Raw genomic sequence first — 16,742 nt, forward strand, 5'->3', positions numbered from 1 at the left:
ATAAAATAATTGATATAAAACTGCCTCTTTCAACATACCTTTTGAGGCAGTCTTTAAAACTTTAAAAAAATATAAATATGAAAAATTATATCAAAATAAATAAATTATTTATTTTATTTTCTATGATTTCGTTAGTAAGTTGTTCTGACAACCTAGATATTGAAAATCAAGACAAACCAAATCAGGAAGATTTTTATGTATCTGCAAATGATTTTACGGTTGGACTAAACGGTTGCTATAGTACCTTAAGAGCACCTATTGCTTATGAATGGATGTTAACCGAAGTACGTTCTGACAACACTTATCTTAATAACTATGGAACAACAAACCCTCAAAACTTACAAATTATTAGTAATGATGCGTTTGAAGCACCCTCTTTTGATTTGTTTATAGAACAATATTGGGCAACAACTTATACCAGTATTAGAAGTATAAATGGTTTAACTAAAGCTTTAGGAACTACTTATAATCCTGCATCAGGAACTATTGAATACAGCACGCCTGTTACCCCTTTACCTTTATCAACTTCTGAAAGAAACAGAATTGCTGGTGAAGCGTCATTTATGAGAGCCTACCATTATTTTAATCTAGTTAGAACATACGGTGGTGTATTTTTAATTGATAAAATCGTTACACCAGATGAAGCATTGTCAATTCCTAGATCAAGTGTTGCTGAAATTTACAAATTCATTATAGCCGACTTAAAAAACGCTACTGAAAATTGTACTACAGCCAAATTTACTACTACAAGTGCAACTGGCGGATCAGTAACTAAATGGGCTGCCGAAGCATTATTAGCTAAAGTGTACCTTACGTTAAATCAAAAAGACCTAGCATTACCTTTACTTACAGATGTTATCTCAGCAAGTGGACACGCACTTGTTACCGCTGGGACAACTCCTTACAATGATGTATTCTCTTCTACAAATGAATTAAATTCTGAAATAGTTTTTGCAATTCGTTTTAAATCGGGAGCTTTAGGTTACGGTAGTTCATTGTCTAATTTATTCTCAAGTACTACCGATCAAAAAATATCTGGTTTGGTTTACCCAACAGGAACAAGAGGAGGATACAACAATCCAACTCCTGAATTATACAACTCTTATGCTGCTGCAGATAAAAGAAGGGCTTTTAATATCAAAACCAAAACAGCTACGCCCGCAACTAGTCAATTATTTTGGTCAGGTAAACACAATATTACTGTTTCTGTACAAAATGACTCTGAATTAGATTGGCCAGTTTTAAGATACAGTGACGTATTGTTAATGTATTGCGAGGCTGTAGGAACACCTACTACAACAGCATTAAGCTACTTGAATCAAGTACATACAAGAGCGGGTTTAACTGCAATAAATCCTGCAGCTGGATCAGCATTTGAAAAAGCTGTAGCCGATGAAAGAAGATGGGAATTTGCAATGGAAAATCAAAGGTGGTTTGACTTATTACGTTTCACAACAACAATGCCTTCTGTAAACGCAAAAGACGTAATGAAAAATCATTTCTTACTTATGCAACCTTATTACAGCCAGTTTGATAGTCCATCAACTACATCTGAATTACAAGCAAAAGTTGATAATCCAAAATTCGATTTGTCTCCTATTCCAAATGTTGAAATTGTGACAAATACTAAAAATCCAATAACTCAGAATCCTGGTTATTAAGCTATAAAAAAATAATTTTTAGAATTAGTTTCTAAATCCCCAATAAGCCTCGTTTTCCTCGACAAGGTTTGTTGGGTTTTTTTTATCTAAAAAGTTCCGTACATTATAATTAAAATAAGTACCCTAATTTTCATACTATCAGCTTAATAATAAACGCCAATTAAAGCAAATTCCATCTTAGTTAACTAATTTAACAACAAGCATTATTATCGAAAGACAAAACGCTAATAACTACTTTAAATAATAAAAATCAATATGACGACTGCTTTGAATACTAAAAAAAAGGCATACAGATTTTGAAAACTTCAGTAGATCAGTTGTGGTTATGCCTTAAAAATCTGTGCAATCTTCGCGTTTTTTATAATTAGAGACCTAGTGATGAATAGTCATAAAAATCAACGTAATGATACCAGTACTACTTATAAACAATACAATTGTCAATTCAAGCGAAGTCGAGAACCAATACTGCATCAATAATATACCCAATGTCAAAAAAACGACACTGAACTATACTAACTCTCAACGCATAACTACAGTTAAAATAGCTTGTTTTTTGGCTACAGCCAAATTAACACTAAAAAAAAAGAGCCTTCAATCATTACGAAAGAAGGCTCTAAGCACAAAAAACTCTAATCAATTATTGGAAAATTTACTACAAGTTAAAAATTCCTATACACTACTGCAACTCTATTCAAGAACGAACTTCATCAGAAACTCAATAAACCACTAATTTGCACCATCAGAAGCATTTCGTTCTCGATAGTATGTAATTCCAGCAGTAACTTATTCACGAACTTTATTGTTTCTAAAAACAGCTTATATCAAGCAATCATAAAACAAATAATCAATTCGATTACTATACTAATTTAATTATATACCTAAAGCTTGACCACCACCAATTTGGATTGTTTCAGCAGTCATGAATGAAGCGTCATTACTTGCTAAGAAAGAAACAACCGAAGCAACTTCTTCTGGCTCACCTAATCTTCCTAATAGAATACTATCTTTCCATGAAGCAAAAACTTCAGGTTTAGTCGCTTTAATTTGAGCATGAAAAGGAGTATCAATTGTTCCCGGAGAAACCGCATTCACTCTAATCCCGTATTCAGCTAAATCTTTAGCCAAAGCCCTAGTAATTGCATTAACACCTGCCTTAGATGTACCGTAGATTCCTGCTCCAGGTCCACCTGCGTTCCAAGCAGCATTTGATGTATAGTTAATTATAGTAGCATTTTCTCCTTTTTTAAGATAAGGAATCGCTGCTCTTGAAGCAAAAAATACTGAATCAAGGTTCAAAGCCATAACTGATCTGTAGAATTCAGTTGTCATGTCTTCAAATCGAGATCTTCCACCTAAACCACCTGCATTATTTACTAGAACATCAATTCTACCATATTTATCACCAATTTTTTTGATGTTTGCAGTTACTTCTTCGTCACTCGTAACGTCAAACCCGTAGTATTCCGCTTTGATTCCGTCAGCAGTAAGTTCTGCCACTTTTTCTGCTCCTTTTTCGTCTTCGATACCGTTCAATATTACTGTATATCCATCTTTACCTAATCTTTTAGCTACTGCAAAACCTATTCCTCCAGTTGCACCCGTAATAACGGCAACTTTTCCTGTTACTGTACTCATCTTAATTTATTTAATAATTGTTTTTATTTTTCTACTGATTTTATTTCTCTTGCAAAATAATATATCGCTCCTAATCCTAGAGGCACGGCTACTGCTATAGCAACGAATATTGGAGTATAGGAGAATTTTTCTTGTATTATTGGAACTAAAAAATTCATAAGTATTACTGAAAATACTCCCACCATTCCAGCTAGTCCCGCTAATGATCCTACTGATTTACCACTGAATAAATCACTTGGCAACGTTTGAACATTACCAATTGCAAACTGGAATCCAAACAGTACAAAGAATACGATAGCAACAAAACGTTCTGGTGAATCACCAAATAGTATGGTAGCTACTAAACCCAAAAACATAATGATTCCACCAATAAGTATCGTGATTTTCCTACCCTTGTCAATCGAATTCGTTTTGGATATTATCAAACCTGAAACGTAACCTCCAGCAATACTACCAAGTGCTGCACCTACATAAGGAACCCATGCAAACATCCCAACTTCCTTAACATTAAATCCATAAACATCTGCTAAGTAAAGTGGCATCCAACCCACAAATAACCACCAAATAGGCTCTAAAAAGAAGCGACCTAAGATAATTGCCCATGATTCTCTATGAGCTAAAATTTCTTTTAAACTCAATCCTTTAGTCTCAGCAGTTGCTTCTTGATCAGCTTTACTTTGCCCTTCTAAAATATATTTTTGTTCTTCTTTTGAAATCCAAGGGTGTGTTTTAGGTCCTGATTTATTAATAAGTAACCAAGGAATAATCCATAATATCCCAAAAGAACCAACTACCATAAAAGTAGTTCTCCATCCGTAAGCAACGTATAATGTAGCAATAAATGGTGGTGCAATTACAGATCCTATTGAAGCACCAGCGTTAAACAAACCTTGTGCAAAAGCACGTTCTTTTATAGGAAACCATTCTGCATTACTCTTAACTCCTCCTGGCCAGTTACCCGCCTCAGATAAACCAAGTGTACTTCTAAAAAATGTTAATCCAACTAAACCGCGAACCGTTGAGTGTAAAAAAGAAGACAATCCCCATACACCAATACTAATTACATATCCAATTCTAGTACCTACACGATCAAATAATTTACCAGAAAACAATTGACCTAATGCGTAAAACACCATAAAAATATTTAAGATCAAACCATAATCACTCTTGGTTAATCCTAATGTTCCTGAAATTGAATTAGGTTGGTCGCTACTTCCCCACATAATAGCCAAAGCACTTCTATCAATATAATTGATAACAGTTGCTAAAAAAATCAGCCCAATAATGAACCATCGTAATCCTTTTACTTTCATTTTACTATTTTTATTTTCTGATTAAAAAAATCAATTTTCGAAACAGATTATCATCTTTATAGAATACCTCTTTTACTTACACTTTATAGCAATATTCATATAATGCTTTAAAATGTTCTTTCATTTTTTGTTTGGCTAACGCTGGATTTTGAGCTACTATAGCATCATAAACCTCTGTATGCTCATTAATTATATTTACGCCTTCATTTTCAATTTTGTTGCAAACGTGAAATTTTTCAAAATTGGTTAAAATCTCTGGTGTAATGATTAACATTAAATCGTTGATTGTACTGTTTCCGCTGGCTTTGGCTATAGCCAAATGAAAGATTAAATCTTCTTGAACAGCATCTTCACCGTTATATACTTTTTCTGAAAATGCATCCAAAGCATTTTTTATCTTGATCAAATCATCTACTGTTCTTCTTGTAGCTGCTAAACGCACCGTTTTTAATTCCAGTAAAATTCTTGTTTCAACTAATGACTTGAAATCAGATGTACCTAATCTTAAAATATCATCAATTATACCGTTGATCGCTATTTTTCCTATGTTCGCTACAAATGTTCCACTTTGAGGAATTGATTTTAAAATTCCGTAAAATTCTAATTTCTGGATAGCTTCCCGAACCGTTGTTCTACTAATCTCGAACTTTTCAGACAACATTCGTTCTGACGGAATTTTATCTAGTGGCTCTAAGTTTTTAAAATTGATATAATCCCTAATTTTAGCGATGACAATATTTATGGCTTCTTTATTATCTTTTCTTGATATTACTTCTAAATTCATACGTTTTAAATTAAACTCTGGACTACCAGACTGGTGGGCAAATTGATACAAAAGCAATTGATAATTTAAAAACAGACAAAACCTTAATGTGAAGCTTCAAGAGCATAAATTTTTACCGCTGCGAACGAATTTGGATTTTTTGATTGAAAATAATTTCCAGCTTTAAAATAATTTTCGAAAACACCCCACTTTTTTATACTTGGATTGTCATAAACAAATGTTTCGGAATCATTTAAAGTAACTTCTAACTTACCGTCAGCAACCTTAATTTCTATAGTGAACTTATCAAAATTTACTTTTTCTTTAAAGTTTCTTCCTTTATCATCTATCCAGGCATCTGCTGGCAATAGTTCCTCTAAAGTAGCGTCAGGATTTTTAAGCACTTTTGTCTTTACTCTAATCTTTCCTTTGTCCCAATATATTTTTAAAATAGGAGCTGCATTATTGTCTTTTTGACCAATTAATTTGCGTTGCTCTTCTGATAATCTTCCATGAATTTGAGCAACAATAACGCGACTGTATTTTCCGTCTTCTTCTCTGGATACTTTATCAATAGCATACGTAGCTTTCATTCTTCCGCCTTGAGCAAAAGTCCAATTAGTGTTTTTATCACCAATATTGATTGTCTCCCTCAACTCACATCTTGAAAAATGACTGTTGGCTGTAGAAGTTCCTGAAGGAAAAGCATAAAACACAAGCGATTTATCTTTTACATCCTCATACATGTACTTATTTGTAGTAATATTAGAAGCAAAATTTAAAATTTCTGGATACTCTAAATCTAGCGTTTTACCTGGTTTTGCAGGATTTTCGGCTGGAGTAGTTACTGCCCAATGTGACAAATCAATATTGGCTACGTTTCCACTCCCTTTTATCTCCTGACCATAAGCAATTATAACTGTTGACAAGCAAGCAAAAAACACAGTTTTAGAAAATTTTAAATTCATTTTTTAAAGAATATCAATAATGACTTAGTATTTTTTTAATCTGGTTAACCAGATTGGAGAACCAAATATAGACACTAATTTCTATTAAAAAAAATAAAATATTGTTAATTTTAATTAATACCAAAAAATAGATTTGGGCAACCCTTTTTTTATTTTAAAAATTTGGACAAACAACAAGAAATCCGCTAAATAGTATCTAAAATACTTAGCGGATTAATTAACTTATTTAGTTGGGAACTAATTAATTTTTCATGAAATCTTCACGTATTGGACTAAAAACATCAATCAAAACGCCATCAGCCAAACATAATGCACCATGCATTACGTGAGGCGGAATGTAAAAACAGTCACCCCCTTTTAATACTTTTTTATCATCGCCTATAGTTACTTCAAATTCACCACTTACAACATAAGTAACTTGCGCATGGTAATGCTCATGTAAAGGACCAATACTTCCTTTTTTAAAATCTACATTTACCAGCATGATCGTATCATCATAACCCATGATTTTACGTTTCACACCTTCACCTACTACTTCCCACGCGATCTCATCTCCTATTAAAAATTCTTTACTTGCTCCAAAACTTTGCATATCGTTCTATTTATTTAATTATTGTACTGTACTGTGCTCCAACCCATGAATAGGTTTTACCTTTTATTTCTAATGTATGTTGCTCTTCTATTGCATTATTTGTTATTGCTAAAATAAACAAGCAAACTGTACCGTTCTTATTTTCAATAGTTACGGCTACATAATTGTCATCTTCATAAGCTAATTCAAGGTTTGCTATGGCACTTGTAGCATTCAATGCATTTTCAGTCACTGGACTATAACTACCATGGGTTTCTATAACATTTACAAAAGTTGCTTTTTTAGCTTTGGTTTTACGAATAATAAAACCAGGATCTCTACGAAGGTTAAAATCAGGATCATTAGCACCTAAACGAACCAATAACAAATCATCATCAACCTTTGTTGCTGATGTTAACGTATAAAAACTACCGTTATGCAACCAAGAGAACTTAGTGTTTTCTGCTGTAGCTTTACCTATTCCCTCTTTCCACAAATGTTGGTATCCAAATGATTTTCCTAGAGGCTCCAATACTTTTGGTGTTTCGTATTTAAAATTTGCCGAAATCATTTGTCCTAAATAATAAAAAGGCAAATCATATTGATTTTCGATATCTGACTTTACTTGAAAAATATCTAACAATAATGGTTTTTCATATCCTTCAGTGGTTAACATAACCATTGTACGGTGCATTTTAGTTCCTGGATAGGCATTGTCTTCAATAGCGCTTATCGTTTGTAATTTTGGATTATTCACATCATATAAATATTTTTTAGACGAAAACAAATTACCTTTTTCAAAATCACCCTCAAAATGTGAAACTTCATTTTGGATAATTGTATTGTGTGCAATAGTTTGTTTTGCCCAGGTACCATTTTCTTTTAGATAATTACCACCGCCTTTTTGTTCGATATTTACAAATCTAGACAAACCGTAATCTTGCAACACCTCATCACTGTTATTGTAATAAGAAAAAGACAATTTATCAAAATGCCCATGACTAGAACCTTGAGCAGCATATTTCATTACTAAAGTCAGCTCATCATCGTTAATTTTATCTCGAATAATAGCCACTCCACCTTGTTGACCATCAGAACCGTCAGATAAATCGATTGATTTTTTCACAAATGGTTTAGCCAAATTATTTTTAATTGCCAAAGCCACAGCCATACCTGAATTATCTAATTGTACACGCCCCTGTTTTTCAGCAATAGACAACAACGAAGGGTCTCTACCACCATACAAATACGCAATATCTACTGCCGAAACTAATTCTCTTGAATAGTAAGACATTCCTTTTTGACCATCATTTAAAGGAAAAAACTCTCCATTAGAATTGGTTAAATTCAACAAGGCATAAACTGATTTATTTAGGATTCCGTTTTTATATTCAAAAATCTTCAAGTCGGGCTTAGTGTTTTGTAATGCTTCTGCAAAAATCATAAAAGGATACATCGCATAGCGTTGGTAATACGGCCCTTCATTATAATATCCGTCAGGAGAAAAAGGCTCATCAACATTTGCTAGGAAACCTGTTTTTTGACCTTCTTTTTTAATTAATCCGCCATCATTATCTTTCATTCCTGCTTTTAAACCATCCTCTTTCAAACCATGCAAAGCTCTTTCTAACAATTCAGCATCATTCATTACTAATGCAATCATCCCTACAGCAACATTTCCCCAAGTACTGTGATTGTGTACACGGTTGAAAAATTGAGGGGAACCTACCGAAATAAAATCAGCAAAAGGTTTGAATAAATCTTTTTCTAGAATAGCTCTATCTTTAGCACCTATAAAATCATAAACACAATCATATGCTTGACTAGTATATACCAACCAATTAGAATCATTAAGTGCCTGCCAGAATAATTTACCGCGAGCATAAGAACGTTCCTGAGGATGTAAAGGTAACGTAGGATATAATTTAGCGTAAGCCATCAACATCTCTTTGACATAGACTGCGTATTTTTTATCTCCAAGAATTTGATACAAAACACCCGCTTTTTGCATCATTAAAAAATTCTTTTTATGACGCTCGTGTGTGTAACCCCCAGAGAAATCTTTGGGCACTGGCACTAGAATTCCCAATACTATTTCGGCATCTACTTCTTTTTTAACCTCAGCTACTGATGCGTCAAAAAGAGGCACTTTACCTAAATTTGATTTAATTTCTTGAACTCCTTTTTTAGTTAATACTAAACTAGGATGCCCCTGAGCCATTCCGCTTTGGAATATTATTAAAAGTAATCCTAGAGAAAGTATTTTTAACCAATCTATTTTCTTAGAAATCATCATTATTTTGTTGTAATTATTACATTGTTACACGAAACAACATTATTGGTTTACCAATTTGGTTTCCCAAATATATTATTAATTTTTAGAAATAAAAATAAATACCCAAACTTTAATCTTTTTAATGTAAATAAAACAAGATAAAATAGTTAAAATCATAACATAACTTAAATAGAGTGATTTAGATCAAAATAAAAACAGATTCAATACAACTTAAGCATTTTTTATCCTTAAAAATGATTTTATCCCAATGAAATTAAGTTTAATAAAAAATATTCGCATTATAAATATTAAAATAGGTATTTACACGTTATACCAAACACAAAAGCAAATCAATTCACATTAATCGAGTAAACTACTATGTCAAAAACGTTGAATCGTAGAAAACTTTTTAATCTAGTATTAAAGAGTTTCAAATCAAATTTACCCAAAGGAGACCCTTTATTTGAAAAGTATTCCAGAAAAGTATTTAATGGTAGAAAATACCAAAGCGCAACTAATTTTAACAATAGACTTACCGATAGAGTTGCACCAGTAACTAGTGGCTTGAACGTTTATTCAGGCACTTGGGGAAAACAAGAAGCAATTCACTTACTCAAGAGAACTGGTTACGGATTTAAAAAAGCTGATTTAGACAGTTTACTTACTATGAGTATGACTGATGCTGTGAACGGAATTTTAGCTGTAGATACCACTGCTCCTACTCCTCCCGTAAATGCTTATAACAATTACTCACCTGATGAAAACGGACTAGCTTATGGTGCCGATTGGACTAATGACCCATTAGAAAGAGGAAAATTCAACACTAATTCAAGAAGAATAGACTCACTAGAGCAATGGAACCTTGGACAAGCTTGTAATCAAGACCGTACAATTAAGGAAAAAATGACCTGGTTCTGGTACCATTTTATACCTGTTGATTTTGAAACAGTACGCGCTGCTCCTTTTCCAAATTCAGGAACTAATTCTGCTCGAATATCGCATACCTACATAAAGATGTTTAGAGACAATCCTACTGGAAATTTCAAAACACTTATTCGCACCATGGCAACACATCCTGCCATGATGTATTACTTAAATAATCACGCCAACACAAAAAAATCTCCTGACGAGAATTTTGCAAGAGAAATCATGGAGTTGTTTACATTAGGTAAAGGTCCTTTGAGTAAATACACAGAAGTTGATGTTGTTCAAGCTGCAAAAGTGCTTAGCGGATGGCGTGTAGAAGATTTAGATGGCGCAATACCAGTGACTAATTTTGATGTAACAAATCATGAAGAAAGCGACAAACAATTCTCTGCTTTCTTTAATAACACTATCATCAAGAATTCAGGGGCTACGGAATTAGACGAGTTCATTGATATGATCTTTTCTAAATCACAAGTAGTGTCTGAATATATTTGTCGTCGTCTTTACCGTTATTTTGTTTACTATGACATTGATGACACTATAGAATCAACAATTATTGTTCCATTAGCTAAAACTTTTGCCGCTAGTAATTGGGACATCCTACCTGTTTTAGACCAACTATTTAAAAGTCAACACTTTTACGACATGGCAAATAGAGGTGTTTTTATCAAGTCGCCTTTTGATTTAGTTATTGGAAGTTTACGAACATTCAACCTACCTTATAATGTTGCCGATGCTACGAATCTTGAAGCACAATACAGAGTGTGGCATTATTTTAATAATACAATTTGTACTGGTTTAGAACAAAGTATAGGTAAAGTACCTAATGTTTCTGGCTGGGTCGCTTATTATCAAAACCCTTCTTTCCATGAATACTGGATCAACTCCAGTACGACTCAAAAAAGATTTGATTTCTTAAACCGCCTTTTTAATGGATATAACCTTACTTACAATGGATTAACTACGCGTATGGAAGTAGATTTAATTGCTTTTGTACAACAATTTGATCCTGCTATATGTGCTGATCCTGATTTATTAGTAGCTGAATGTATTACTTACTTACTTCCAATTGACTTGAGTACTGAGCAAAAAGATTTAATTAAAATAGAGTCTTTACTATCTAACCAAGTAACTAATTATTACTGGACAAGTGCTTGGAACTCCTATTTAAGCGACACATCAAATACTACAAACAAAAAAACAGTCCAAACAAGGATAAAATCATTACTAGTTACTATTACCCAGCTAGCTGAATACGAATTAATGTAAATAATAAAGAGATGAAAAGAAGAAGTTTTATAAAGACAAGTGCTATAGCTACCATCCCTTTAGCGTTAAACGGTATTCCAGTAATGGCGTCCTCAATGTTAGAAAGCAACTCGCTTGAAACCCTAGCAACAGCAGCGGTTAACTGTGGGAAAATTTTAGTAATTATACAAATGAATGGTGGAAATGACGGACTAAATACTGTTTTTCCTCTTGATAAATGGGAGAATTTAAAAAATGCCCGATCTAATATTTTAATGAATCAATCTTCGGTTTTACCGTTGTCTAACAATACAACTACTGGTTTGCATCCTGGTATGCCAGAGATGAAAAACTTATACAATGAAGGTAAATTGATGATCGTTCAAGGCGCATCTTACCCAAATCCTAGTTACAGCCATTTTAGAGCTACTGACATTTGGTTTACAGCATCAGATAGTGATAAAAATTTAAATAGCGGTTGGTTAGGAAGGGCCTTAGACAAAGTATACCCTGAATTTCCTGTGGGATATCCTAATAGCGATATGCCAGATCCATTGTCAATTCAAATAGGTTCAACTTTGCCGTTTTCATTGCAAGGTCCCAACATCAATATGGGGTATAATGCTCCTGATCCTACATCGCTTTTAAATGTAATTAACCAAATTACAGACCCTGCTCCTAATTCAGATTATGGTACAGAGTTGACCTTTTTAAGATTAATGAAAGATCAAAGTAATGTTTACCGCGCAGCAATCCAAAAAGCCTACAACACCCCTCAAGCACAAACGGCAACTTATCCAACCTCAAATAAATTAGCAGACCAATTAAATATTGTCGCAAAACTTATCAATGGTGGGTTACAAACACCTATATATATTGTAAATCACCCCAATACTTCTGATTTACACAGTGCGCAAGTAGAAGCTTCAGACAAAACGAAAGGTTCTCACCGAGAAAATTTGAGCATCTTATCACAGGCAGTTGGTGCTTTCCAGAAAGACTTAGAGTTAATGGGTAAGGAAGATTTAGTAACTGGAATGACTTTTAGTGAATTTGGTAGACGAATAAAAAGTAATGCTAGTTTAGGAACTGATCATGGTGCAGCGGCACCGGTGTTTTTCTTTGGAGCAGCACTAAATACGAGTCCGTCAGCAGTAAAAGGAACAGACGAACCAGTAGCTGGAATGATAGGAAAATCACCCGACTTACCTATGAATGCGGCAGTAAACGATCAAGTTGAAATGCAGTTTGACTTTCGTCAAATATATTCCTCGATTATGCAAGATTGGTTATGTATGAGTGAAGCGCAAGCAACAGAAGTGCTAGGAAACAGTTTTGCAAAAATTCCTATTTTTAATACCAACCCATTAGATACTAACCCTATAGAAGGCGGTAACTTCATGACGATTTACCCTAACCCAACTATTGATCACGTAGTTAATATTCGTTTTGGAGAATCGTTAAAAGGGTTTATTAATCTAAAGCTTTACTCCATGCTAGGATCACTGGTTTACAAAAACGAATTTAGCGTTGACGGAACATTCTTAACTGTTACTCTAGACAATGCTTTAGCAACAGGAATTTATATCTTACAAGTTGAGTACAACAATAGTAAACACAATACAAAATTGATTATTTCATAAAACACTAAAAGGTGTAGCTTTATAATTATGCTACACCTTTTTATTTTATTTGAACAATGATTAATTTAAACTACGCTCTTTTTATCTCGTGCCCTACAAACTCTTCTAAAGTGGCAAACATAGCATCTACAGAAAGTACTACAGTATCTGGATGAGATAGTAGAAAGGCCGCATTTAGTTGTACTAAATTTTCTTCAATTTCGAAAAAAGTATCGCTGTTCATCACGTCTCTTACCGGATTTACTCCTTCTAGTTTTCCTTTAAAAAATTTCTCTCTTTTTACAGAGCTCATTAATTTCACCTTCTTGCATTGTTGCTGGAACAACTCCAAATGCTTCTCAGCGCCCAACAATTGTAAACCTTCTTCTATCAATTCATTTAATTCTGTGTTCCATTTTGAATTGTACACAAACTGAGCAAAATTTCCTTCGGTGTATTGTGAGGTATAATAATCCAAATAATAACTCATTAATGCATCTTCATGAATTAAATCGTCGTCGATTTTCTCCTCACGCATTAGGTTGATTACTGATATATTAGAGTTGATAATGTCTTGTGGGTTTTCGCTAGTAGCGGCCGTTTCTGAAATAATTATTTTTCCGAATTCCATTTAAATGTTGTTTAGTGAATTGATGACAAATTTCGCTTATTTACTACAGATTTTATACAGATTAACGCAATTTTTTTAGCACCACTTCATCACGGTCAAGGAAGCAGCTTAAGCATGTTGCGCTACTAAATTAAAGAAACCTATTGCTCACTATTCTTTTGTTGATTCATTTTAGTAACAAGCGCTTTTATGCGTAACGCTTTTTCTTTCTTTTCTTCCTGCAGTTTGGCCTTCTTACGATTAAGCAGTTTAGTATGCAAAGCTTTGTTTTTAGTATTTTTTTCGGGTCCTTTTGCCATAACGTGTTGGTATCAAAATTTGAACTGAATTGTGTAGCAATAATTCTTATTTTTTGGCAAAGATAAAACAACACACTCATTAAAAAATAAAAAGCGACATCAAACCAAATTTAGAAATAGATAGAGTTGTTTTTATGGGAAGATTATTCGAAATATACTTCCGTAGTAAATCAAAACATTAATGATACTATTAACTGTACTAAAAGTATAAGATAGTATGATTTAATAGCTACTTCAAAAATTTTTACAATCAAATCTTGCCCGTATTTATAACTGATAAGAAAAGATTATTTATTTGAAATTAAAAAATATTATCTGATGGTCAAACCTTTACAGAAATACTGAAAATTTATCAGCTATCGCGAGTCATTGCTATTAGTTTTTGTCCCAAATAACACTATATTTACCCCTTGAAAGCAGTTCGTTCTGCCATTACTACGGGCGTAGTTCAAGGGTAGAATAGCGGTCTCCAAAACCGTTGATGGGGGTTCGAATCCCTCCGCCCGTGCAAGCAAGATTTAAACAACAAAGTCTAAGGATTATTCCTTAGACTTTGTTGTTTAAAATAGAGGCTAATGCTACAGTTAATACAACATCTGCTCAAAAAATAAGTAAGCAAACGTCGTATTAAGTTTTATATATTGGATTCAATTGATAAAATACTTTTCTAATTTTTTAGTTTTTGATCAAAATTTAAATCCAATTCAGGTGGGATTCGTTTTTTAAGAAATAGAATTTGACCGAGATGACCTGACTGATGTTCCATAACATGAAACCAACAATATTGATTTGTCACTTCATCTTGCTTGTGCTCTTCAGCAAACCATGCATCGTCTCTTTTTTTTAATTCGGTTATCGTTTTTGCTCTAACTTCATCAAATATATCTAAATAATACTGTATATCATGACCTTTAAACTCATTCTGACCACCTTTATCTAGATCTAAAGCTACCTCCCATTTTTTCTTTTCTTCTTCGTTAAACTCTCTGTTTTCAAAAGTATAAACTTGATAGTATGCTTCTGCAGCAGCTAGATGCATTATCAAGGCTCCAATTCTATTAGCTTTATCATCATGCAGATAATCAATTTCGTATCTATCCATATTTTTAACAGTAAGTTCAACACGATTTTTTAAATCTTCCAGCATTGAAATCATCGCACCAATTTGAGGTGAAGCTCCTTCAATATTTCCAATTTTTCCAGTTTCATTAATTTTTATCCCATTTCCTTCAATTAATAATCCATAATTACCATCGCTCTTAACATCACTAGATGTAATAACAAATTCTTTAACTTTAATTTTTTGGTTATTTGCGGTACCTAAATTCCATTTTGGAATTTCATTTTCATTTACAACCAATTCAAAACTCGGATTAAGAATTGCAACAGCCTCTAAAACCCCTTTATCATTCTCAATAAATAATTCAAATTTATCAAAGTAGAATTTACCATTGTAACTGCAAATACCACCAAAGGTTAATGTTTTAGAATTTTTAGTTATAGTGCCTTCAACAGTATACGATTGCCATTGATTTAACTTAATTTGTCTATCATTCATATTATCAAAAAAACCATTCTCACCATTTTTGGTGTTCTCGCGAGCCCATACACCAGCCCAAGCTTTTGGCTCATCAGAGGCAACTTTTACAGAAGCAACTATTTTAAATTTTTTGTTTTTTTTTGTTTGAATATCTATCGCTTGATTGAAAGAAATCCAATCTCGAGAAATAGTCCTATTAGTCTGAGAATAAACATTAATAAAACTTAAAAAAAAGATTAATAGTGATGCAACTTTCATATATGACATTATTTTAAAATAAAAAAAGTAAATATAGTACATTCAGAGCAAAACAACTTTGATTTAACACCATTTACTTACAAATACAAATCATTTAAATGTAGGGAAATCTTATCTATCATCAATTTTTTTAGTAGGTTTACCAACACTAAAACATGTGTGTAGTTCTAAACTCCACAACAGTTATTTTTTTAAAAGAGTAACATCATCATCCTAATAAGACTTAAAATATTAGAACACCAAAACCTATGACCATACAAAAGCTTAGTAATAAATTTATAAAGAAGGATTGGACCTTCGACTTTGTATACCTCTTTTTGAGTCTGTTTGTAATAACCATTATTTTCTTAATTTCAACGTATCTTCTATTTAATAAGCCAATATTTGATGCAGATGATTTAAAACTTTTAAGAACACCTGAAAAACTACTGATTTTTATAGTAATAATACCGATAATTGAAGAATTTTCAATGAGAGGTGTATTTGTTGTACATAATAAATTAAATATCACACTATGGACATTATGTTTAACTGCTATTCTATTTACTTTTATTTCAAAACCTTGGATATTAATACCGCTATTAGTAGGACTAATCATTTTGAGCCTACTATTATATTTCAATTTAGAATTTAGGCGAACTTTCAATTGTTTTATATCAAAGTATTTTTTATTCTTTTTATGTTTAACTTCTATTGTTTTTGGACTTTTGCATTTAAGTAATTATCCTATTCTAGATACACATACTGTATTAAAAGTTTTACCTCGAGTATTAGGTGGTTTTTACCTAGGCTATATTGCCAATAAGTACGGGATAAAATATTCAATATTGATGCATTGTATAAATAATACCATTCCGTTTATAATGGTAGTTGGTTACCAATATTTCGCACATTACTAATTAGCAACAAAATACCATTGATTGATTACTTGCAATTGAATAATTGAACTAATGACATAAAGATTAAAGATTTTGATTCGTAAATCAATTTACTAAACTTCAGGCACTACCGACCAAATTAATATGGCTAGA

At 32.7% G+C, this 16,742-nt stretch carries 13 protein-coding genes and 1 tRNA gene; 5 read left to right on the plus strand and 9 right to left on the minus strand.

Features of this window, described 5'->3' with window-relative positions; translation table 11 throughout:
- The first annotated feature begins 77 nt into the window (after nucleotides 1-77).
- A complete protein-coding gene (locus ACVEGE_RS06335) occupies nucleotides 78-1,661 on the plus strand; it encodes a RagB/SusD family nutrient uptake outer membrane protein (protein ID WP_173855478.1) in 1,584 nt (527 codons plus the stop codon).
- Nucleotides 1,662-2,531: 870 nt separating this feature from the next.
- Here the strand turns inward: ACVEGE_RS06335 and ACVEGE_RS06340 are convergent.
- From ACVEGE_RS06340 to ACVEGE_RS06365, 6 genes are all read right to left on the minus strand, one after another.
- Nucleotides 2,532-3,296, minus strand: a complete 765-nt coding sequence (locus ACVEGE_RS06340; protein WP_173851779.1) for an SDR family NAD(P)-dependent oxidoreductase — start codon at nucleotides 3,294-3,296, stop codon at nucleotides 2,532-2,534.
- A 23-nt stretch (nucleotides 3,297-3,319) separates the two neighbouring features.
- The gene (locus ACVEGE_RS06345) at nucleotides 3,320-4,609 is read right to left on the minus strand and encodes an MFS transporter (protein WP_173851777.1); all 1,290 of its coding nucleotides are present in this window, start codon (nucleotides 4,607-4,609) and stop codon (nucleotides 3,320-3,322) included.
- A gap of 76 nt (nucleotides 4,610-4,685) precedes the next feature.
- A complete protein-coding gene (locus tag ACVEGE_RS06350; RefSeq protein ID WP_173851775.1) occupies nucleotides 4,686-5,393 on the minus strand; it encodes a FadR/GntR family transcriptional regulator in 708 nt (235 codons plus the stop codon).
- A gap of 83 nt (nucleotides 5,394-5,476) precedes the next feature.
- Nucleotides 5,477-6,340 (minus strand): polysaccharide lyase family 7 protein, encoded by an 864-nt coding sequence (locus ACVEGE_RS06355; RefSeq protein ID WP_458008630.1) that lies wholly within the window; start codon nucleotides 6,338-6,340, stop codon nucleotides 5,477-5,479.
- Nucleotides 6,341-6,581: 241 nt separating this feature from the next.
- Nucleotides 6,582-6,932: a cupin domain-containing protein gene (locus ACVEGE_RS06360; RefSeq protein ID WP_458008631.1), complete on the minus strand. Its 351-nt coding sequence runs from the start codon at nucleotides 6,930-6,932 to the stop codon at nucleotides 6,582-6,584.
- A gap of 10 nt (nucleotides 6,933-6,942) precedes the next feature.
- Nucleotides 6,943-9,207, minus strand: a complete 2,265-nt coding sequence (locus ACVEGE_RS06365; RefSeq protein ID WP_225738030.1) for a heparinase II/III domain-containing protein — start codon at nucleotides 9,205-9,207, stop codon at nucleotides 6,943-6,945.
- Between the two features lie 357 nt (nucleotides 9,208-9,564).
- Between ACVEGE_RS06365 and ACVEGE_RS06370 the strand changes: the two genes are divergently transcribed.
- Both ACVEGE_RS06370 and ACVEGE_RS06375 read left to right on the plus strand, forming a co-directional pair.
- Nucleotides 9,565-11,382: a DUF1800 domain-containing protein gene (locus ACVEGE_RS06370; RefSeq protein WP_192499779.1), complete on the plus strand. Its 1,818-nt coding sequence runs from the start codon at nucleotides 9,565-9,567 to the stop codon at nucleotides 11,380-11,382.
- Between the two features lie 11 nt (nucleotides 11,383-11,393).
- Entirely contained in the window at nucleotides 11,394-13,004 is a 1,611-nt protein-coding gene (locus tag ACVEGE_RS06375) for a DUF1501 domain-containing protein (protein WP_173855475.1), read from the plus strand.
- Between the two features lie 70 nt (nucleotides 13,005-13,074).
- Here ACVEGE_RS06375 and ACVEGE_RS06380 read toward each other — a convergent pair whose 3' ends face one another.
- Both ACVEGE_RS06380 and ACVEGE_RS06385 read right to left on the minus strand, forming a co-directional pair.
- On the minus strand, nucleotides 13,075-13,614 hold the full coding sequence (locus tag ACVEGE_RS06380) for a DMP19 family protein (RefSeq protein ID WP_173851763.1): 540 nt from the start codon (nucleotides 13,612-13,614) through the stop codon (nucleotides 13,075-13,077).
- Between the two features lie 140 nt (nucleotides 13,615-13,754).
- Nucleotides 13,755-13,913, minus strand: a complete 159-nt coding sequence (locus tag ACVEGE_RS06385) for a hypothetical protein (RefSeq protein WP_173838925.1) — start codon at nucleotides 13,911-13,913, stop codon at nucleotides 13,755-13,757.
- A gap of 437 nt (nucleotides 13,914-14,350) precedes the next feature.
- Here ACVEGE_RS06385 and ACVEGE_RS06390 point away from each other — a divergent pair.
- Nucleotides 14,351-14,421 (plus strand) — tRNA-Trp (locus tag ACVEGE_RS06390).
- A 159-nt stretch (nucleotides 14,422-14,580) separates the two neighbouring features.
- Here ACVEGE_RS06390 and ACVEGE_RS06395 read toward each other — a convergent pair.
- Nucleotides 14,581-15,711 carry a mycothiol transferase gene (locus ACVEGE_RS06395; RefSeq protein WP_192499791.1) on the minus strand — a complete coding sequence of 377 codons (1,131 nt, stop codon included), beginning with the start codon at nucleotides 15,709-15,711 and terminating at the stop codon, nucleotides 14,581-14,583.
- A gap of 470 nt (nucleotides 15,712-16,181) precedes the next feature.
- On the opposite strand from ACVEGE_RS06395, the gene ACVEGE_RS06400 reads away from it, so the two are divergent.
- Nucleotides 16,182-16,610, plus strand: coding sequence for a CPBP family glutamic-type intramembrane protease (locus ACVEGE_RS06400; protein WP_370566930.1), 429 nt, complete (start codon nucleotides 16,182-16,184; stop codon nucleotides 16,608-16,610).
- The last annotated feature ends 132 nt before the right edge of the window (nucleotides 16,611-16,742 follow it).

Source organism: Flavobacterium sp. PL002 (genome assembly GCF_054165825.1).

Coding starts and splice junctions, on each gene's coding strand:
- ACVEGE_RS06335 (WP_173855478.1), top strand. CDS start 78: ATGAAAAATTATATCAAAATAAATAAATTATTTATTTTATTTTCTATG.
- ACVEGE_RS06340 (WP_173851779.1), bottom strand. CDS start 3,296: ATGAGTACAGTAACAGGAAAAGTTGCCGTTATTACGGGTGCAACTGGA.
- ACVEGE_RS06345 (WP_173851777.1), bottom strand. CDS start 4,609: ATGAAAGTAAAAGGATTACGATGGTTCATTATTGGGCTGATTTTTTTA.
- ACVEGE_RS06350 (WP_173851775.1), bottom strand. CDS start 5,393: ATGAATTTAGAAGTAATATCAAGAAAAGATAATAAAGAAGCCATAAAT.
- ACVEGE_RS06355 (WP_458008630.1), bottom strand. CDS start 6,340: ATGAATTTAAAATTTTCTAAAACTGTGTTTTTTGCTTGCTTGTCAACA.
- ACVEGE_RS06360 (WP_458008631.1), bottom strand. CDS start 6,932: ATGCAAAGTTTTGGAGCAAGTAAAGAATTTTTAATAGGAGATGAGATC.
- ACVEGE_RS06365 (WP_225738030.1), bottom strand. CDS start 9,207: ATGATGATTTCTAAGAAAATAGATTGGTTAAAAATACTTTCTCTAGGA.
- ACVEGE_RS06370 (WP_192499779.1), top strand. CDS start 9,565: ATGTCAAAAACGTTGAATCGTAGAAAACTTTTTAATCTAGTATTAAAG.
- ACVEGE_RS06375 (WP_173855475.1), top strand. CDS start 11,394: ATGAAAAGAAGAAGTTTTATAAAGACAAGTGCTATAGCTACCATCCCT.
- ACVEGE_RS06380 (WP_173851763.1), bottom strand. CDS start 13,614: ATGGAATTCGGAAAAATAATTATTTCAGAAACGGCCGCTACTAGCGAA.
- ACVEGE_RS06385 (WP_173838925.1), bottom strand. CDS start 13,913: ATGGCAAAAGGACCCGAAAAAAATACTAAAAACAAAGCTTTGCATACT.
- ACVEGE_RS06395 (WP_192499791.1), bottom strand. CDS start 15,711: ATGAAAGTTGCATCACTATTAATCTTTTTTTTAAGTTTTATTAATGTT.
- ACVEGE_RS06400 (WP_370566930.1), top strand. CDS start 16,182: ATGAGAGGTGTATTTGTTGTACATAATAAATTAAATATCACACTATGG.